Raw genomic sequence first — 16,572 nt, 5'->3', positions numbered from 1 at the left:
CGGGCATCATGAGCTCAATCATATACAAGATCGTTCCGGCCGCACTATGGCAGGAAGCCAGGCGCACCGGCCGTTTCAATGGCGCGCCTATCGACCTTACAGACGGCTTCATCCACTTTTCGACCGGTGAGCAGGCAATCGAAACCGCCGCCCGCCACTTCGAAGGGCAGGAAGGCCTGCTGCTGGTTGCGATCGATGGCGATGCGCTGGGTGAAGAGCTGGTGTATGAACCGTCGCGCGGCGGTGCCCTTTTTCCGCATCTCCATGCACCGCTGTTCCTTTCGGCCGTGCTCTGGGAAAAGCCGCTGCCACTCGGCGCCGACGGCCGTCACATCTTCCCGGAACTCGACGCATGAACAATCCCTTTGCCAATCTCGCCCGCCGCGGCCTCTTTCTCTTCGATCCGGAAGCCGCCCACGGCCTGTCGATCAAGGCTCTGAAGACCGGCCTCGTGCCGAGCTGTCCAAGGGGGCAGGACATGCGGCTCGCCCAGACCGTTGCCGGCCTTGTCTTCCCCAACCCGATCGGCATGGCCGCCGGCTACGACAAGAACGCCGAAGTACCGGAAGCGCTGCTGAAGATCGGTTTCGGCTTCACCGAGATCGGCACGGTGACCCCGCGCCCGCAGTCGGGCAACGACAAGCCGCGCATCTTCCGTCTGGTCGAAGACGAAGCGGTGATCAATCGCCTCGGCTTCAACAATGAGGGTCATGGCGCAGCCTTGGCGCGGCTGAAGGCCTGCTCGCGGGATGCGCTGATCGGCGTCAATATCGGCGCCAACAAGGACAGCGCCGACCGTATCGGCGACTATGTCAGCGGCATCCACACCTTCTACGCGGTCGCCAAGTACTTCACCGCCAACATCTCCTCGCCGAACACGCCCGGCCTTCGCGACCTGCAGGCCCGCGAGAGCCTGGCGACGCTGCTTTCGGCGGTGCTTGCCGCACGCGACGAGGAAGCCTCGCGCAGTAACAGGCGCGTGCCGGTGTTCCTCAAGATCGCACCCGATCTGACCGAAGAAGGCATGGACGACATCGCCGCCGAAGCGCTTGCCCAAGATCTCGACGGCCTGATTGTTTCGAACACTACGCTTTCGCGCGATGGTCTCAAGGATCAGGCCCAGGCGAAGGAAGCCGGCGGCCTTTCCGGCAAGCCGCTGTTTGAAAAATCGACGGCCGTGCTCGCCCGCATGCGCAAACGCGTCGGGCCGGACCTGCCGATCATCGGCGTCGGTGGCGTCAGCTCGGCCGAAACGGCTGCGGAAAAGATCCGTGCCGGTGCCGATCTGGTGCAGCTCTATTCCTGCATGGTCTATGAAGGACCGGCGCTTCCCGGGCGGATCGTGCGCGGGCTTTCCGATCTCTGCGATCGCGAAGGCCTGACATCGATCCGCGATCTGCGCGACAGCCGCCTCGATTACTGGGCCGAGCGAAAGGTCTGACCGGCCTTCGCCGGAATTCTGGCAAGAAGAAACAGGCCACGCATCAACAGGAACAGGTTGAGCCCCGCCCATAGGCCGTGGTTGCCAAGGGCGGGCACGAGGACCGCCAGTGCGGCGATGTATCCGCCAAGGGCCGCCAGCATCATGTTGCGCATTTCGCGCGACCAGGTGGCGCCGATGAAGACCCCATCCATCAGGAAGGCGAGCGCGCCGGTTGTCGCCGTCAGCGCCGCCCAGGGCAGATATTCGTAGGCGACCGCGCGAACGTCGGGTGCCGTCGTCAAGAGATCGACAAGCCCGTGCCCGAAAAACAGGAGCGCCGCCGTCGTCAGGGCGGCAAGACCGAGCGACCAGGCCATCGTCAGCTTCAGGGCTCGATCGAAGGCCGGGCGGTAACGGGCACCGATCGAACGACCGATCAATTGCTCGGCCGCATTGGCAAGGCCATCGAGATAGTAGCCGGCGACGAGGAAAATGGTCATCAGCACCGCGTTTGCCGCGAGCGTTACCGGCCCGAAAGCCGTACCGATGCGCGTGATCAGCGCAAAGGCCGCAACCAGCACGAACGAGCGGATCATGATATCGCGGTTGAGCCCGAACAGCGGCCTCAGCCGCTCGCGGTCGAAGATCATCGCCCAGCTTGGCGCATCGTTCCGGTCGAATCGACCGTAGACGATGGCAAAGCCGACCAGGGCACCGACGATCTCGCCGGTCACGGTCGCGATCGCGACGCCGGCAACACCCCAGCCCAGCACCAGCCCGAGCAGGATGGAAAGGACGATGTTAACCCCGTTGATGAGCGCCTGCAGCAGAAGTCCGGTCGTGCCCTGGCCCCGTCCGAGCACGAAGCCGAGGATGGCATAGTTGGCAAGGGCCGCCGGCGACGAGAGGATGCGGCAGAGGAAATAGGTGCGTGTCACAGCCTCCACTTCTGGCGGTGGACCCATCAGCCATAGACCACCGGCAAGCAGCAGCGGCGACAGGGCAACAACCGCAACTCCGGCCGTGAGCGCAATGACCAGAGAACGCCAGAACACGGCCTGCTGTTCACGCCGATCCCCCCGGCCATAGGCCTGGGCGACGAGGCCGGTCGTGGCGGCCCGCAGGAAATTGAACGTCGTGAAGATCAGGTCGAACATGATCGCGCCGACGGCAAGCCCGGCCAGCAGCGTCGCCTGCCCCATGCGGCCGACGACGGCGGTGTCGACCAGGCCGAGCAGCGGCGTAGTGAGAAAGCCGAGCGTCATCGGCAGCGCGATCGCCAGGATCAGCCGGTGGGTGACTTCGAAGGGACCGGCGGGATCGCTCGGCGAAGCGGGAGAAACGGCGGTCATCGGGCAGTCCTGATCGAACGAGTGCGTGACGACCGTTTTAGGGAAAGATCACAGGCGGGCGCAAGGTACTGCGGACGGTCGTCGCAATCAACAACACTGCGACGGCGCAAAAGCCCCTCACCCTCCCTCTCCCCGCCTGCGGCGAGAGGTGACGCGCGCGACCGCCGAACTATCAGTTGGCATGCGCCGCCACCAAACAGCACGACGTCAAGAACGGCAATTGTAGGTTCGAACGAGTGAGGCGGGATTTGCTTCTCCCCGCTTGCGGGGAGAAGGTCCCGGCAGGGGGATGAGCGGCCGAAGTCATTCTCGGGGCTATCAGCCCGACAGCACCATCGCCCAATAGGGACGGTTGCCCGACGCGGCGTTTTGCACCACCGCAACGCCGAGGCCGCGAAAATTGCCGAGCATGTTTTCGAGGTGCTTCGGCGACCGGTACCAGGCGTCATAGGCGCGCTTGGCGTCGTCCTGGCCGACGGCGATGTTTTCGGCGGCCGGCAACGTCACGCCCTGGCCCTTCATCCTGTCGTAGAAACTGTCGTTCCAGCCGATCAGATGCTGCATCTTGCCGACCTTGGCCATCCTGGCGGCCTGGCTCATGGCCGCAGCGGAGGCCGCTCGGTCGGCCACCAGCGACGGCAGACCCTTGCTCTTGCGCAGCGCGTTGACATAACCGAGGCTCGCCGCGGTCTGGTCGCTGCCGGTGCCCGTTGCCGGCGTCAGCACGTTGGAGGTGGTGCAGCCGGCAAGCATACCGAGCGACAGCACAGCGCCGGCGCGCAGAAGAGCGCGCCGCTCGATGAGGAAGAGTTGATCCTTCATGCTCAACGCCGGTAGCTCATGACACGCAGGATGATGAAGGCCGGGATGACGATCGCAGCACCCAGAAGCAGATAGTCGCCGACCCGACCGAGCGCCGAGAAGCCCGTATGCCAGAGGTCGAGCAGGAAGTTGCGGATGCCGAAATAGATGTCGGCAGGGTACCAGCCGAAAACGGTCATGACGAAGCCGACGAGGATCGACACCACGACGAGCTTGACGAGAACGCGCAGCGGCGAATCCCCCAAAAATCTGTTCACTCCGTCCGACATCGGCGAAATACTCCTGTTTCCCTTCACATAAGCTGCCATTCGCACCCTCGCAAGTCACCGGAAAAGGCGGGTATCCGCCCGGCTTTCAGATTCCGCTTGTGTTTTGCCCGGCCCGGCGTCAGAAGCGCTGATCGCAACCAACATCTCACATTGATGACGCTCAACCAGCTCTCCTCCGGCGACCTGATCGCCGACCGCCGCGCCGACTACGCAAAAATGCTTGCCGAGGCCGGCGAGCCCGAGAGTGCGGCCGATCTCATGGGCCAAGCGCTCGAGCGCGTACCCGAGTGGGCTGCCGGCTGGTTCCGGTTGGCGGACTATGAGGAAAAATCGGGCCGGAAAGAGGCGGCGATCGACGCGCTGCGCAAAACCTTGGTCCTCAACCCGAAAGACATCTTCGGTGCCGGACTGAAGCTGGCGCTGCTCGGCGCCACCGAGATGCCGGAACAACCGCCCAGCCTCTATGTCGAGCGGCTGTTCGACGACTACGCCGACCGCTTCGATCATGCGCTGGTCGAGAAGCTCGATTACACCGTGCCGGAAAAGCTCGCCGCGCTCATCGAAAGCGCAACTGCGGGCGCGCAATTCGAGCATGTGGTCGACCTTGGTTGCGGCACCGGACTGTTCGGCGAGCGCATCCGCGAACGGACGGCATTTCTAGAGGGCTTCGACATTTCTGCCAACATGCTGGCGAAGGCCGAGACGAAAGCCGTCTATGACCGGCTGGCCCGGGCCGACCTGTCGTTACCTCCCGAACAATCCGGTGTCTTCGGCAACTTTGCGGCGGCGCGCGCCGATCTTGTCAGCGCCGCCGACGTCCTGATGTATCTTGGCAGTCTCGATGGCGTCGCCGAGATTGTCTGCGAGCTGCTTTCCAGCAGGGGCCTGTTTGCCTTTTCGGTGGAGGATGCCGGCACGTTGGATGGTTTTGTCCTGCGTCCGTCGCTGCGCTATGCCCACAGCGAGGCCTATATCCGCGACCTTCTCGCTTCACACCGCCTGGAAATGGTGGCCGTGGAGCGGACCGTCATCCGCATGGATGCAGGCCAGCCTATCACGGGCATCCTGTTTCTCGCCCGCAAGCCTGCCTAAAAACGCAGGGCTGGTTCGCAAAAATACGTCAGCATTACTGACATATTTTTCTTGATTGTTTTTGTGCGTTGCAGCATTGCTTGGCCATCACAATCGAGGTTTTTGCCATGACTCTGAGCAGCAGCGTTTTCGGTCTTTGGAACACCAGCCCGACCCGGCACACACCGGTCGAGGACCTGCAGGGCATTTTCTCCGGCAGCCTGATTGCAGCACTCGGCCTTTATTTCCTTGCCAGCGCCGGCCTGCTCACCGGCAGCACCGCCGGCGTCGCCTTCCTCTTGCACTATGCGACCGGCGTGAACTTCGGCCTTGCCTTCTTCCTGCTCAACCTGCCGTTCTTCTATCTCTCCTGGAAGAGGCTCGGGCCGGCCTTCACGGTCAAGACCTTCATCGCCATCGGCGTAACCTCGTTTCTGACCGATATCCAGTCGCGCCTGTTCCAGATCGGCGACATCCATCCGGCCTGGGCGGCCCTCATCGGCGGCCTGCTTCTCGGCTACGGCCTCTTGGCACTTTACCGCCACCGCGCCAGCCTCGGCGGCGTCGGCATTCTCGGCATCTACCTGCAGGAACGTTTCGGCGTTCGCGCCGGCCTGGTGCAGCTGGCGATCGACATGGTCGTGCTGGTTGCCGCCTTCGGCGTCACCAGCCCCTCGGTCGTCGCCTGGTCGGTGCTCGGCGCTGTGGTCCTCAACCTGTTCGTGGCCATCAACCACCGCGCCGACCGCTACATCGCACTCTGAAGCGCTGAATCGAAAAAGCCCCGGCATCCAGAACCGGGGCTTTTTCGTTGTTCGATGGTGGGCGGTATCAGGCAGCCTTTGCCGGTGCATCGACCGGATGCTGCGAGCGCAGCCCGACGGCAACGCGGTTCCAGACATTGATGACGCCGATGGCCATCGTGATCTTGGTGATCTCCGCCTCGTCGAAATGCTCCTTCAGCGGCTCGAAATCCGCATCCGGCGCGCCGGTCTGGGCTAGGTTGGTGAGCGCCTCGGTCCAGGCCAGCACCGCGCGTTCGCGGGCGTCATAGATCGGCGATTCGCGCCAAGCGCAGATCAGGTGGATCCACTGCTCGCTCAGGCCGGTGTGGCGCGCCTCCTTCACATGCATGTCGATGCAATAGGCACAGCCGTTTATCTGCGAGGCGCGCAGCTTGATCAGGTGGATCAGGCGCGGATCGAGGCCCGATTCCTTGATGATGTAGCTGTCGAAGGCTGCCGCGGCCTTATAAGCATCGGGGGCGGCTTTGACGAAGTTCAAACGCGGTTGCATGGTCTTCTCCTTCAGGTGGATGGGGATCGGCAGGTGGATGGGGATCAAGATTTCAGGCGCCGGCGGCCGACTTGCGCTCGTTGACCGCGAGGAACGCGTTGGTCCTCGCGGAAATGCTGCCGTCATCCTTGGTTCTGAGGTCTTCCATGATGTCGGCGATGGTCACGCGCCGAAGCTCGGCGCGATAGGCCTGTTCGGCCTTCAGCATCGCGACGTTGATGGTGCACAGCGTCTTCGGCTTACAGGCATAGGGATTGGGGCCACGCAGGCGGATCTCGTTGCAGCGGAACGCCGGCTCCGGGCCTTCGACCGCAAGCACGATATCGAGCAGACTGATCTTTGCCGGCAGGCGGGCGAGACGATAACCGCCCTTGGGGCCTGGGACGGCTTCAAGCAGCCCTGCTCCTGACATCGCCTGCAAATGCTTCAGGAGATAGCTCGCGGACACCCCGTGAAATTCGGCCAGCGCTGCCGCCGACAGCGTGCTGCCGGGCTGAAGACAGCTCAGCATCGTCACGCTGTGGATCGCCTGCTCGACACCGTCCCCGAGTTTCATTTGCCCTCTCCCTATTCATGGATATTTTTTATCCACGATTCGATGAAGAGTCAATCGCCATGCGATCGTGGGTGTCTCGGCCTTCTCTTTTGCCGGATTTGATCTACCTTTGTTCTCCGTGAACAGGATCGATTCCCCACGCCCGCAAGGCGACGCACTGACCTTGCCCGCCCCTTTCCTTCGCTGGTTCGGCGAAAGGGGCTGGCAGCCCCGCGCCCATCAGCTGGAATTGTTGGCACGGGCGGAGGCTGGCGAAAGCACGCTGCTGATCGCGCCAACCGGGGCCGGCAAGACGCTTGCCGGCTTTCTCCCCTCCCTGGTCGATCTCACCCGGCGCGGGAAAATTCCTCCGGGTTCGGCCTTTAGAGGCATTCACACGCTCTATCTCTCGCCGCTGAAGGCGCTTGCCGTCGATATCGAGCGCAATCTGATGAAGCCGGTCGGCGAGATGGGCCTGCCGGTGCGCGTCGAAAACCGCACCGGCGACACGCCGCAGGCCAAGCGCCAGCGGCAGAAGCTCAATCCGCCCGACATTCTCCTGACGACGCCGGAGCAATTGGCGCTGCTGCTCGCTAACGGCGAAGCCGAGCGCTTCTTTCGGGATCTGCGCTACGTCGTCTTCGACGAGCTGCATTCGCTGGTCACCTCGAAGCGCGGACACCTGCTGTCGCTCGGCCTTGCCCGGCTGCGCCGTCTGGCGCCCTCGCTGCAGACGATCGGCCTGTCTGCCACGGTCGCCGATCCCATGGACCTGCAGCGCTGGCTGGCGCCACAGTCGCCCGACACGGTCGCGCACGCCGGCCTTGTGACCGTCAAGGGCGGTGCCAGGCCTCAGATCTCCATCCTGCGCACCGACGAACACGTGCCCTGGGCCGGACATTCGGCGCGCTACGCCATCGCCGACGTCTACGAAGCGATCAAGGAGCACGCGACCACCCTGCTCTTCGTCAACACCCGCAGCCAGGCGGAGCTTCTGTTCCAGGAACTCTGGACCATCAACGACGACAACCTGCCGATCGCCCTTCATCATGGTTCGCTCGATGTCGCGCAACGGCGCAAGGTCGAGGCAGCGATGTCGGAGAACCGGCTGCGCGCGGTCGTTGCCACCTCGACGCTCGACCTCGGCATCGACTGGGGCGATGTCGATCTCGTCGTGCATGTCGGCGCGCCGAAGGGGGCAAGCCGGCTCGCCCAGCGTATCGGCCGCGCCAATCACCGCATGGACGAGCCGTCGAAGGCGATCCTGGTTCCGGCCAACCGCTTCGAGGTGATGGAGTGCCAGGCAGCCCTCGACGCCAACTATATCGGCGCGCAGGATACGCCACCGGTCGGCAAGGGCGCCCTCGACGTGCTTGCCCAGCACGTGCTCGGCATGGCCTGCGCAGCGCCCTTCGATCCGCTGTCGCTCTACGAGGAGATCACCAGCGCCTCGCCCTATTCCTCTCTTCCTTGGGAAACTTTCGAGCGCGTCATCGATTTCGTCGCGACCGGGGGGTATGCGCTCAAGACCTACGAGCGTTACGCCCGTATCCGCAGGACCAAGGACGGGCTCTTTCGCGTTTCCAATCCGCTGGTCGCGCAACAATACCGGCTCAATGTCGGCACCATCGTCGAATCACCGATGCTGAACGTGCGTATGGTGAAGCGCAACCAGCGCGGCTCGCTCGGCCGCGGCGGCATGTCGCTTGGCAAGGTCGAGGAGTATTTCCTCGAGATGCTGTCGCAAGGCGACACGTTCCTGTTTTCCGGCAAGGTGCTGCGGTTCGAAGGCATCCGCGAAAGCGAATGTCTCGTCAGCCAGGCGTTTTCTTTCGACCCGAAAGTGCCGAGCTATCAGGGCGGAAAGTTTCCGCTGTCGACCTATCTGGCCGAACAGGTGCGCAAAATGCTCGCCGACCCGGCGCGGCGCGCGAGCCTGCCTGAACAGGTACGCGACTGGCTGTCGCTGCAAAACGACGTCTCTATGCTGCCGCGAGAAGACGAGCTTTTGATCGAGACCTTTCCCCGCGGCAGCCGGCACTACATGGTGATCTACGCCTTCGAGGGGCGGCTGGCGCACCAGACGCTCGGCATGCTGCTCACCCGCCGGCTCGACCGCGCCGGCCTGAAGCCGCTCGGCTTCGTTGCCACCGACTACTCGCTGGCCGTCTGGGCACTCGACGACCTCGGCACAACGTTCCAGCTGCGCCGGAAAGCGCTTGCTGACCTCTTCGACGAGGACATGCTCGGTGACGATCTCGAGGCCTGGCTGAACGAATCCTTTCTCCTGAAGCGGACGTTTCGCAACTGCGCCGTCATTGCCGGGCTGATCGACCAGCGGCACCCCGGTAAGGAAAAGACCGGCCGTCAGGTGACCGTCTCGGCCGACCTCATTTACGACGTATTGCGCGCGCACGAGCCCGACCATCTGCTCTTGGAGGCAACGCGCAACGATGCGGCAACAGGGCTTTTGGACATCGGCCGGCTCGGGGATATGCTGAAGCGAATCAAGGGCCACATCACCCATCGCCGGCTCGACCGGATTTCGCCGCTCGCCGTGCCCGTGATGCTGGAGATCGGCAAGGAAGCGGTTCAGGGCGAGGCGCAGGACTTCCTGCTATCGGAGGCCGCCGACGACCTGATAAACGAGGCGATGGGCACCGAGCCGCTATAGAATAGCGCGCGTTCGCGCGAACGCGCCAAGGACCGTGAAGAAACGCATGTACAGGCTTGCCCAGGCATTATCGGCTCCCGCAGACAGCACCGTGGTTTCCGCGCGCGCCATCGTCCACGGGGTCGAAGCAATCTGCGATCCGCTCGGCAGCCTCTATCTGCCGGAGACACGGACGCTTGTCGTGTCCGACCTGCATCTGGAAAAAGGGGCGGCCTTCGCGCGGCGCGGAATGATGCTGCCGCCCTACGATACGCTTGCCACCTTGCGCGTGCTCGAAGCGGCGATAACGCGCCATGATCCCAAACTGGTCATCAGCCTCGGCGACAATTTTCATGACCGGGTCGGATCCGTTGCCCTGCCCGAGACGTTCCGGCACATGATCGCCGCAATGGCCATGGGGCGAGAATGGATCTGGATCAACGGCAATCACGACCCCGATGGGGCCTGCGGCCTGCCCGGAATATCGCTGGACGAATTCCAGCACGCCGGTCTTATCTTTCGCCATGAACCGTCGCGAGGCGATGCCGCGGGAGAAATCGCCGGCCATCTGCATCCGGCGGCAACCGTCATCAGGCGGGAAAAGTCGGTCCGACGCGCCTGTTTTGCCACCGATGGAAAGCGGATGCTGATGCCGGCCTTCGGCGTCACCACCGGCGGTCTCGATCTGCGCCACCGGGCAATGACCGGATTGTTCGACCGCGCCAGGCTGGTCGCGCACATGCTCGGCCGCGACCGAATCTATTCGGTCCGCTTTACAAACCTGATCGCTTGAGCATCCGTCAGAATGCGTTGAAGGTCAGCGTCGTCAGAGAGCGGGAGATGCCGGGAACGGTGGCGATGTTGTCGTTGATGAACTTGCCGATATCCTGGCCTTCTTCGATGTAGATCTTGAGCAAGAGGTCGTAGTCGCCGCTCGTCGAATACATTTCCGAAACGATCTCCTTGCGGTAGATCTCGTCGGCAACCTCGTAGGTCTTGCCGGGAGCGCACTGCAACTGGACGAAAATCGGCTTCATGGAGTTTCCTCTGTTTCTGCCTTACAGCGCCGCGCGTCCAATATGACGCGCCAAGGCCGCTGTGGCGCTTTAGACCTGCGGCATGACTTTCTCCTTAAATCGTTCCCGACTTAAGGAAAGATGCAGCAGGCCTTCTTTAGCCGTCCATCGCACAAAAGGGAACGGCGGCCGGCGACATCAAGCGCGTCGCGATCTTTCAGATACGCATGGCGCGCTTTACGTTCTTGCTCAGACGCATGTCGTTATCGCAAAACCGCGACACACTCTTGCGCGACATACTTTAATCCTTGCGGAAAAGCAGGCTTGCGCCCCAACCGGTAATGACGGCGAGCAGCACCGCGAACAGGCCGTAGAAGAACGGTTGCTCATGCGCCGTCTGCGTGATCACCTGCTCCACCCCCGTCTTGACCACGCGCAGCGGCAGCGCCTTGGCGGCGACGAACGTGCCGTCGCGGAAGAGATAGGCGCGCACGACATGCACGCCGTTCGGCACGTTGGCCGGCAGGCGCACGGACGCCTTGAACAGGCTGGAGCTGATGAACTGCACGCCGCCCGGATCGCGCTCATAGACGCCGCTGGTCTCGCGGATGCGGCGGAAGGCATTGCGGAATTCGCCGAGATTGCTGCCGTCGCCGACGAAGCCGAGCGGCACAAGCCGCATATGGTCGACGCCGATGCCCATATTGCCCATCTCGCCCGGGGGCGCGATCGTCTCGATGTCACGCGTCGACGACAGCGAATAGGATTCCGGCACCAGCTCGAAGGTCATGGAGCTGGTGTTCACCCAGATGCCGAAGACTCGCTCCTTCTTGCGCACCGTCGCGTTGTCCTTCGGGCCCTCGAGCGAGACGATGATGTTGTACTTGCCCTGGGCCAGGAGGTTCGGATCGAAGCCATCGACCGCGCCGAAGATCGTCAGGTCGGCGCCGCGGAAATCCGAGGTGATGGCGATCTCGTCGGTCGAGATGCCGATCTCCAGCTTTTCGGTAAAATCGTTGGCATTCTCGTCCTGCAGCTGGGCGAAGGCCGGAGCGGTGAAGGCGAACGTTGTGACAGCAAGGACGATGCGAGCGAGACGGAGCATCAGAAGCCGAACCCCGCAGATACGACGGAGTAGACGTCCTTCGGCGGAATGACGAGCTCAATCGCCAGGCGGATGCCGACTGCAAGCACGAGCAGCGCCAGCAGCGCGCGCAACTGCTCGCCGCGCAGCTTCTGGCCGACCCTGACCCCATATTGCGCGCCGATGACGCCGGCGATCATCAGCACGAAGGCGAGCACGATATCGACGGTGTAGTTGGTCGAGGCCTGGACGATGACCGTGTAGGCGGAGACGAAGATGATCTGGAACAGCGAGGTGCCGACGACGACATTGGTCGGGATGCGCAGCAGGTAGATCATCGCCGGCACCATGATGAAGCCGCCGCCGACACCCATCACCGATGTCAGGATGCCGATGCAGAAGCCCAGCGTCGCGACGGGAATGACGCTCAGATAGATCTTCGATTTCTTGAACCGCATCTTCAGCGGCAACCGGTGCACCCAATTGTGCTGACCGGGACGGCGAAGCGGCGTCGCCTGATTGTTGGCCGCCTTGCGCATGGCGCGCACGCTCTCCCACAGCATCAGGCTACCAACCGAACCGAGCAGAACGACATAGAGCAGCGAGATGACGAGATCGAGCTGGCCGACGCGGCGAAGCAGCGAGAACAGCCAGACGCCGACCGTAGCACCCGCCAAACCGCCGCATAAGAGCACCGTGCCGAGCTTGATGTCGATCGTGCCGCGGCGGAAGTGGGTGATGGCGCCGGAGATCGAGGAGGCGACGACCTGGTTGGCGCCGGTGGCAACGGCGACAACGGGCGGGATGTTGTAGAAGATCAGGAGAGGCGTGATCAGGAAGCCGCCGCCGACGCCGAACATGCCTGAGAGAAAGCCGACGGCCGCACCCATGCCGAGGATGATGAGTATGTTCACCGACAACTCTGCGATGGGCAGGTAAATCGACACGCCGGACCTCGATATGCCAACGGCCCGCAATGCGGGCGAAAAACGTCACAGTGGCAAGCAATTCACCACGGAAGGGGGATTATCTTAAGAAAGCCGACACCTCTCCCGAAGGCGAGGTGGCATAGGCTTCCGTCATGCGCTCCTCAGCCGGAGCTGTCAACCTTTTCAGCAACATGGCGGACAGCTTCGGCTCCGCAGAGCCTGTGGCCCGGTTCTGCGGCTTTATTGCGGCGTCGGACCCTACCGGATCAGGAATTGCGCTTGAGCAATTCCTTCACCAGCTGGTCGGTGATCTCACCAGTCGGCTCCTGGCCGACGGATGTCTGGAAAGCCTTGATCGCGGCAACCGTCTTCTTGCCCAGCTGGCCATCCGGCTTGCCGGCGTCGAAGCCGTTGTTGTTGAGGATCGCCTGAATATTGCGAATGGCCTTGCCCATGTCGATCGAGGCAGTCTTGTTGGCCGGGCCGACCCAGGCATCCGGCACGTCAACCGTGTTCGCCTTGGCGTCGACCGCCTGCGGCTTCCAGGCGTCAGCCTTGGCCTTGGCGCTCGAAAGCTGCTCGGGTTTCATCGCCTTGGCGACTTCGTCGCGCTTGGCGGCTGCGTCGAGATCGCCCTCGCGGGCGGCAGCGGCAAACCACTTGTAGGAGGATTCAAGATCCTGCGGCACGCCATTGCCGCGGGCATAGAGGACGGCGAGGTTGAACTGGCTGTCGCGAACGCCGAGTTCGGCCGCCTTGGCGAACCACTTTGTCGCCTCGGTGAAATCCGGCGCACCATCGCGACCGCTGGCCAGCATGACCGCAAGATTGTGCATGGCGCTGGCGTTGCCTTGGCCTGCGGCCTTCAGATAGAGAACCTTGGCCTTGGCAGCGTCGCGCGTGAGGCCCGAACCCTTTTCGTACATGCTGGCAAGCCGGTAATCGGCCGGCACCACGCCGCCGTCGGCGGCGCGCTGGTACCATTTGGCAGCTTCCGCCAGATCTTCCTTGACGCCGCGCCCCTCGGTGAAGCGCGCGCCGATCTCGTAGAAGGCAAGCGGGTCGCCGCCCTTGGCAGCCGTCACCAGTGCAACCGGGCCGAAACCCTCAGGCAGAACGACGTCGGCCGCCTTGGTGACCGGCGCGAAGGTTCCTGCCTGCGCGGCGTCGGCCGGGGCGGACTGGAAAGTGGAGGCGGCTGCAGCCGCCTTTGTTTCGGGTACCGGCTGAAGCAGCGGAGCCTGTGTTTCGTTTGCCGCCGTCGTCGACGCGGAGATGTCAACGGCCGGCGTCGAGGCGTCGGGCGTCTGAACGGCGGTTGACGGTTGCTCGACGGAATCGAGCGGCGTTTCCGGCAAGGGCTGCAGCGCTTCGACATCGGTCGCAACGACGGCTGCCGCCGGTGTCTGGCCGCCAGCGATCTCAGTCGGCTTGGCGATAGCAGGCTGTTCGACGACCGGGCTTGCGTTCTGCTTGATGATCGCCACCGGTTCGGCAACGGTCGCATCGCTGCCCTTCAACATGGTGCCGACGAGCGGATAGGACATGATCGCCAGCAGTACGGCGCCGACGGCCATCAGGATCGGCCGGCGATGGCGGGCAAAGGCACCACCGATGCCGCTGGCAGCCCCACCGTCCTTGGTCTTGTTGAGCGCATCGGCTTCCTCGACCGCCAGCTGTGCGGCCCGGCGAGCGGCGGCAATGAAGTCGGCCTTGTCGCCGTCAGCAGGCTGTTTGCCGCCACGGTTCATCTGGCCGGCGCGCACGCGCTCGAGGATCTTCTTGACGTCGGGAACGCCAGAGCCGGGCTCCAGCAACTGATTGGCCTCTTCCGGGGCCAGCATTTCGGACGGGTCGATGGACGGGGCGGGCTCGACCAACTGTCTTGTCTGCTCCGGTGCAGGCTCGACACGCTTTGCCGAGAAGCGCCGGGTCAGGCCGGCAAGCAGGCCGGTACGCGGGGCAGCCGTCTGTTCGCGGCCGCCATCGGGCTCGATGGTCGAAACCTGACCGTCGTCTCCGGCAAAGGCAATCGCATGGGCAGACGCGGTGGCGGCCGCAATGACGCCGTCGTCTTCCGCCTGCAGGGCACGGACATTGCGCTGCAGGTCCTGATAGCGGTCATCGAGGTCGGCGCCGGTGAAGGGGTCGTTGAATTCCGGCTGCGCCGCCTTGGGCATGGCAGGCATTTCGCGCGCCACCGGCGCCTCGTAATGCACCACAGCCACGGCAGGCTCGCGTCCCTCGATACGCTCGAGCTTGTCGGCGATATGAACGAGGGTTTCATGCAGTGCCTCGAAGGTGCGCGCCGTGCGCTCCTCGCTGGAGCGGCTCAGATCTTCGAGCGTGCGCAGGTCGTCGGCCAGAGCCGAGATCGCCGCGAGATCGCCGCCGCCTGACGCCTGCGGCATGCCGCGCTTGGAGTAGGCCTCCATCACCGCTTCGGCCGCCTGACGGGCAGCCTCGACGATATACTCGTCGCTGGTGGCGAAATAATCCTCGAGCGCATTCATGCGGCTCTCGAATTCCACAGGCATGACAGCAGTAGCCTCGACGCGAGGCTGGCTGACGAGCGTCGACAGATTGGCAATCTGCGCTTCGAGATTGTGCAGGGCGGCGCGGTCGTCGAAGGGCGCCGCATAAGTCTCTTCCAGCCGCTGCGCGATGCCGGCGAGACGATCTTCGAGCCGGTCGAAACGCGGATCGGAGACCGGATGGGCGTTCATTGTGTCGAGTTCGTCGATGCGGCGCGCGAGGTAATCCAGCCGTTCGGCCAGCGCATCGTTGACGCTGCCCTGGTCGAGGGCCTCGATCTTGCGGGAAATGTCGTTGAGGTAGCCCGTCAGGTCCGGCTGCGCATTGCGGTGGCTGCGCTCCATCATCAGGGAAAGTTGATCCAGGCGCTCTTCGAGGCCGGCGGCCGCTTTCTCGCTGGCGAGATCCTCGACCCGGGCAGCCAGCGCCTCAAGGCGGGCACCAAGACCGGAATCAACAGGACGGGAGAGACCGTCGATCTGGCGCGAGAGGTCGCCGAGCCTGGACTCCAGCCGATTGGTGAACCCGCTTTCAAGGCTGCCGGCACTGCGGCTGTTGGCGGCGATCGCCCGGCTGATCTCGTCCAGGCGTGCATCCAGATCGGCAAACTGCGAGACGAGGCGGCGGTCGTCGGGCTGTATCTGGCGGCCGAGCATCTCGATCGCCTGCGCGACCGCAATCATCTTGTCTTCAAGAACGTCGACGGCAGAGCTGTTGCCAAGTGCGCCGATCTGCGACTTGATCTCGTCGAGCCGATAGGCGAGCGCCACCAGCTCGTCGTCACGGTTCTGGTCGAAAGCGATCAGTCGATCCTCGACGCCGTTCCACCGGCTCTCCATCCGGCGAACGCTGTCTTCGCGCGCCAATCCGTCGATCATGCTGCGCAGGTCGTCGAAATCGCCGCGCAGAGCGTCGGCCTGGGCGGGCGAAGCCTGGCGACCGAGCTGCTGGATGCTGTCGGCCAGACGCTGCATGTCGCCGCGCACGTCCTCGGCAAAGCTGTGATCCTCGGCCTGCGCCTTGATGCCGCGAATTTCGGCGCGCAGGGAGTTCATCTCGCGGGTGAGGCCATCGGTGATGTCGCGTTTGAGGTCCTGGCGCAAGCCGACAAGCGCCTCGGCAATATCGTTGACGGCAGCTTGTGGCCGGGCGACCGGCGCACGCATCGGCTGCGACCTGATATCGTCGACGTAACGCTCGGGCTCGCGCAGAGCGGGGCGTTCCGGCTCGCGCTGCGGCACACGGTCTCTCAGAGGCGGTCGCTCGCGCGACGTGCTCAGCGCCCGCTGGCGCTGCATGATTTCGGAAACGGCATCACGGGGGGATGCGATATCGCGGGGGGCAACACGTTCGCGCTCGACCGGACGAGCCGGCTGTTCGCGGCTCGCACTGTTCATCAACCCTTCGATCCGGGCCTCCAGACCCTCGATCGTGCGGTTCAGGGCGTCCAGCGAGGGTCGCTCGCCATAGCTCTGGGTGCCAGCGCGCTGAGGATTTGATCGCGATCCGTTCATTGTACTCTTCGCCCCTGTCCGTCGGCCATCTCGAAAGTCGCCACGGAAGGAAACGGCTTCCTTCACCCCTGCG

At 63.7% G+C, this 16,572-nt stretch carries 15 protein-coding genes; 6 read left to right on the top strand and 9 right to left on the bottom strand.

Features of this window, described 5'->3' with window-relative positions; genetic code table 11:
* Window positions 1-8 precede the first annotated feature (8 nt).
* The gene (locus HT585_RS02460) at window positions 9-356 is read left to right on the top strand and encodes a DUF952 domain-containing protein (protein WP_176351464.1); all 348 of its coding nucleotides are present in this window, start codon (window positions 9-11) and stop codon (window positions 354-356) included.
* Window positions 353-1,441 carry a quinone-dependent dihydroorotate dehydrogenase gene (locus tag HT585_RS02455; protein WP_176351463.1) on the top strand — a complete coding sequence of 363 codons (1,089 nt, stop codon included), beginning with the start codon at window positions 353-355 and terminating at the stop codon, window positions 1,439-1,441. The genes HT585_RS02460 and HT585_RS02455 overlap by 4 nt, the downstream gene beginning before the upstream one ends.
* On the opposite strand, the gene HT585_RS02450 is transcribed toward HT585_RS02455, so the two are convergent.
* The 3 genes from HT585_RS02450 to HT585_RS02440 form a co-directional block, all read right to left on the bottom strand.
* On the bottom strand, window positions 1,417-2,775 hold the full coding sequence (locus HT585_RS02450) for an MATE family efflux transporter (protein ID WP_176351462.1): 1,359 nt from the start codon (window positions 2,773-2,775) through the stop codon (window positions 1,417-1,419). The genes HT585_RS02455 and HT585_RS02450 overlap by 25 nt on opposite strands.
* Window positions 2,776-3,093: 318 nt before the next feature.
* Window positions 3,094-3,597 carry a CAP domain-containing protein gene (locus tag HT585_RS02445; RefSeq protein WP_176351461.1) on the bottom strand — a complete coding sequence of 168 codons (504 nt, stop codon included), beginning with the start codon at window positions 3,595-3,597 and terminating at the stop codon, window positions 3,094-3,096.
* A gap of 2 nt (window positions 3,598-3,599) precedes the next feature.
* Window positions 3,600-3,866 carry a DUF6460 domain-containing protein gene (locus HT585_RS02440; RefSeq protein WP_077502863.1) on the bottom strand — a complete coding sequence of 89 codons (267 nt, stop codon included), beginning with the start codon at window positions 3,864-3,866 and terminating at the stop codon, window positions 3,600-3,602.
* 153 nt (window positions 3,867-4,019) lie between these two features.
* Here HT585_RS02440 and HT585_RS02435 point away from each other — a divergent pair, with 153 nt between their 5' ends.
* Together HT585_RS02435 and HT585_RS02430 are read left to right on the top strand one after the other, a co-directional pair.
* Window positions 4,020-4,958, top strand: coding sequence for a class I SAM-dependent methyltransferase (locus HT585_RS02435; protein ID WP_176351460.1), 939 nt, complete (start codon window positions 4,020-4,022; stop codon window positions 4,956-4,958).
* Between the two features lie 107 nt (window positions 4,959-5,065).
* On the top strand, window positions 5,066-5,701 hold the full coding sequence (locus tag HT585_RS02430; protein ID WP_176351459.1) for a YitT family protein: 636 nt from the start codon (window positions 5,066-5,068) through the stop codon (window positions 5,699-5,701).
* Window positions 5,702-5,768: 67 nt separating this feature from the next.
* Here the strand turns inward: HT585_RS02430 and HT585_RS02425 are convergent, their stop codons facing one another.
* Window positions 5,769-6,233 carry a carboxymuconolactone decarboxylase family protein gene (locus HT585_RS02425; protein WP_176351458.1) on the bottom strand — a complete coding sequence of 155 codons (465 nt, stop codon included), beginning with the start codon at window positions 6,231-6,233 and terminating at the stop codon, window positions 5,769-5,771.
* A 52-nt stretch (window positions 6,234-6,285) separates the two neighbouring features.
* Window positions 6,286-6,789 (bottom strand): Rrf2 family transcriptional regulator, encoded by a 504-nt coding sequence (locus HT585_RS02420; RefSeq protein ID WP_176351457.1) that lies wholly within the window; start codon window positions 6,787-6,789, stop codon window positions 6,286-6,288.
* Between the two features lie 109 nt (window positions 6,790-6,898).
* Here HT585_RS02420 and HT585_RS02415 point away from each other — a divergent pair, with 109 nt between their 5' ends.
* The gene (locus HT585_RS02415; RefSeq protein ID WP_176351456.1) at window positions 6,899-9,442 is read left to right on the top strand and encodes a ligase-associated DNA damage response DEXH box helicase; all 2,544 of its coding nucleotides are present in this window, start codon (window positions 6,899-6,901) and stop codon (window positions 9,440-9,442) included.
* Window positions 9,443-9,488: 46 nt separating this feature from the next.
* Window positions 9,489-10,214: a ligase-associated DNA damage response endonuclease PdeM gene (pdeM, locus tag HT585_RS02410; protein ID WP_176351455.1), complete on the top strand. Its 726-nt coding sequence runs from the start codon at window positions 9,489-9,491 to the stop codon at window positions 10,212-10,214.
* 7 nt (window positions 10,215-10,221) lie between these two features.
* On the opposite strand, the gene HT585_RS02405 is transcribed toward pdeM, so the two are convergent.
* The 4 genes from HT585_RS02405 to HT585_RS02390 form a co-directional block, all read right to left on the bottom strand.
* Window positions 10,222-10,458, bottom strand: coding sequence for an Lrp/AsnC ligand binding domain-containing protein (locus HT585_RS02405; RefSeq protein WP_053248765.1), 237 nt, complete (start codon window positions 10,456-10,458; stop codon window positions 10,222-10,224).
* A gap of 280 nt (window positions 10,459-10,738) precedes the next feature.
* Entirely contained in the window at window positions 10,739-11,542 is an 804-nt protein-coding gene (locus HT585_RS02400; protein WP_176351454.1) for a TIGR02186 family protein, read from the bottom strand.
* Window positions 11,542-12,468, bottom strand: coding sequence for a sulfite exporter TauE/SafE family protein (locus HT585_RS02395; RefSeq protein WP_173418927.1), 927 nt, complete (start codon window positions 12,466-12,468; stop codon window positions 11,542-11,544). The genes HT585_RS02400 and HT585_RS02395 overlap by 1 nt, the downstream gene beginning before the upstream one ends.
* A gap of 248 nt (window positions 12,469-12,716) precedes the next feature.
* A complete protein-coding gene (locus HT585_RS02390; RefSeq protein ID WP_176351453.1) occupies window positions 12,717-16,499 on the bottom strand; it encodes a peptidoglycan-binding protein in 3,783 nt (1,260 codons plus the stop codon).
* Window positions 16,500-16,572: the final 73 nt, after the last annotated feature.

This window comes from Ensifer oleiphilus, from assembly GCF_013371465.1.
Classification (GTDB): domain Bacteria; phylum Pseudomonadota; class Alphaproteobacteria; order Rhizobiales; family Rhizobiaceae; genus Ensifer; species Ensifer oleiphilus.
This window is presented reverse-complemented; position numbering and strand designations above follow the sequence as displayed.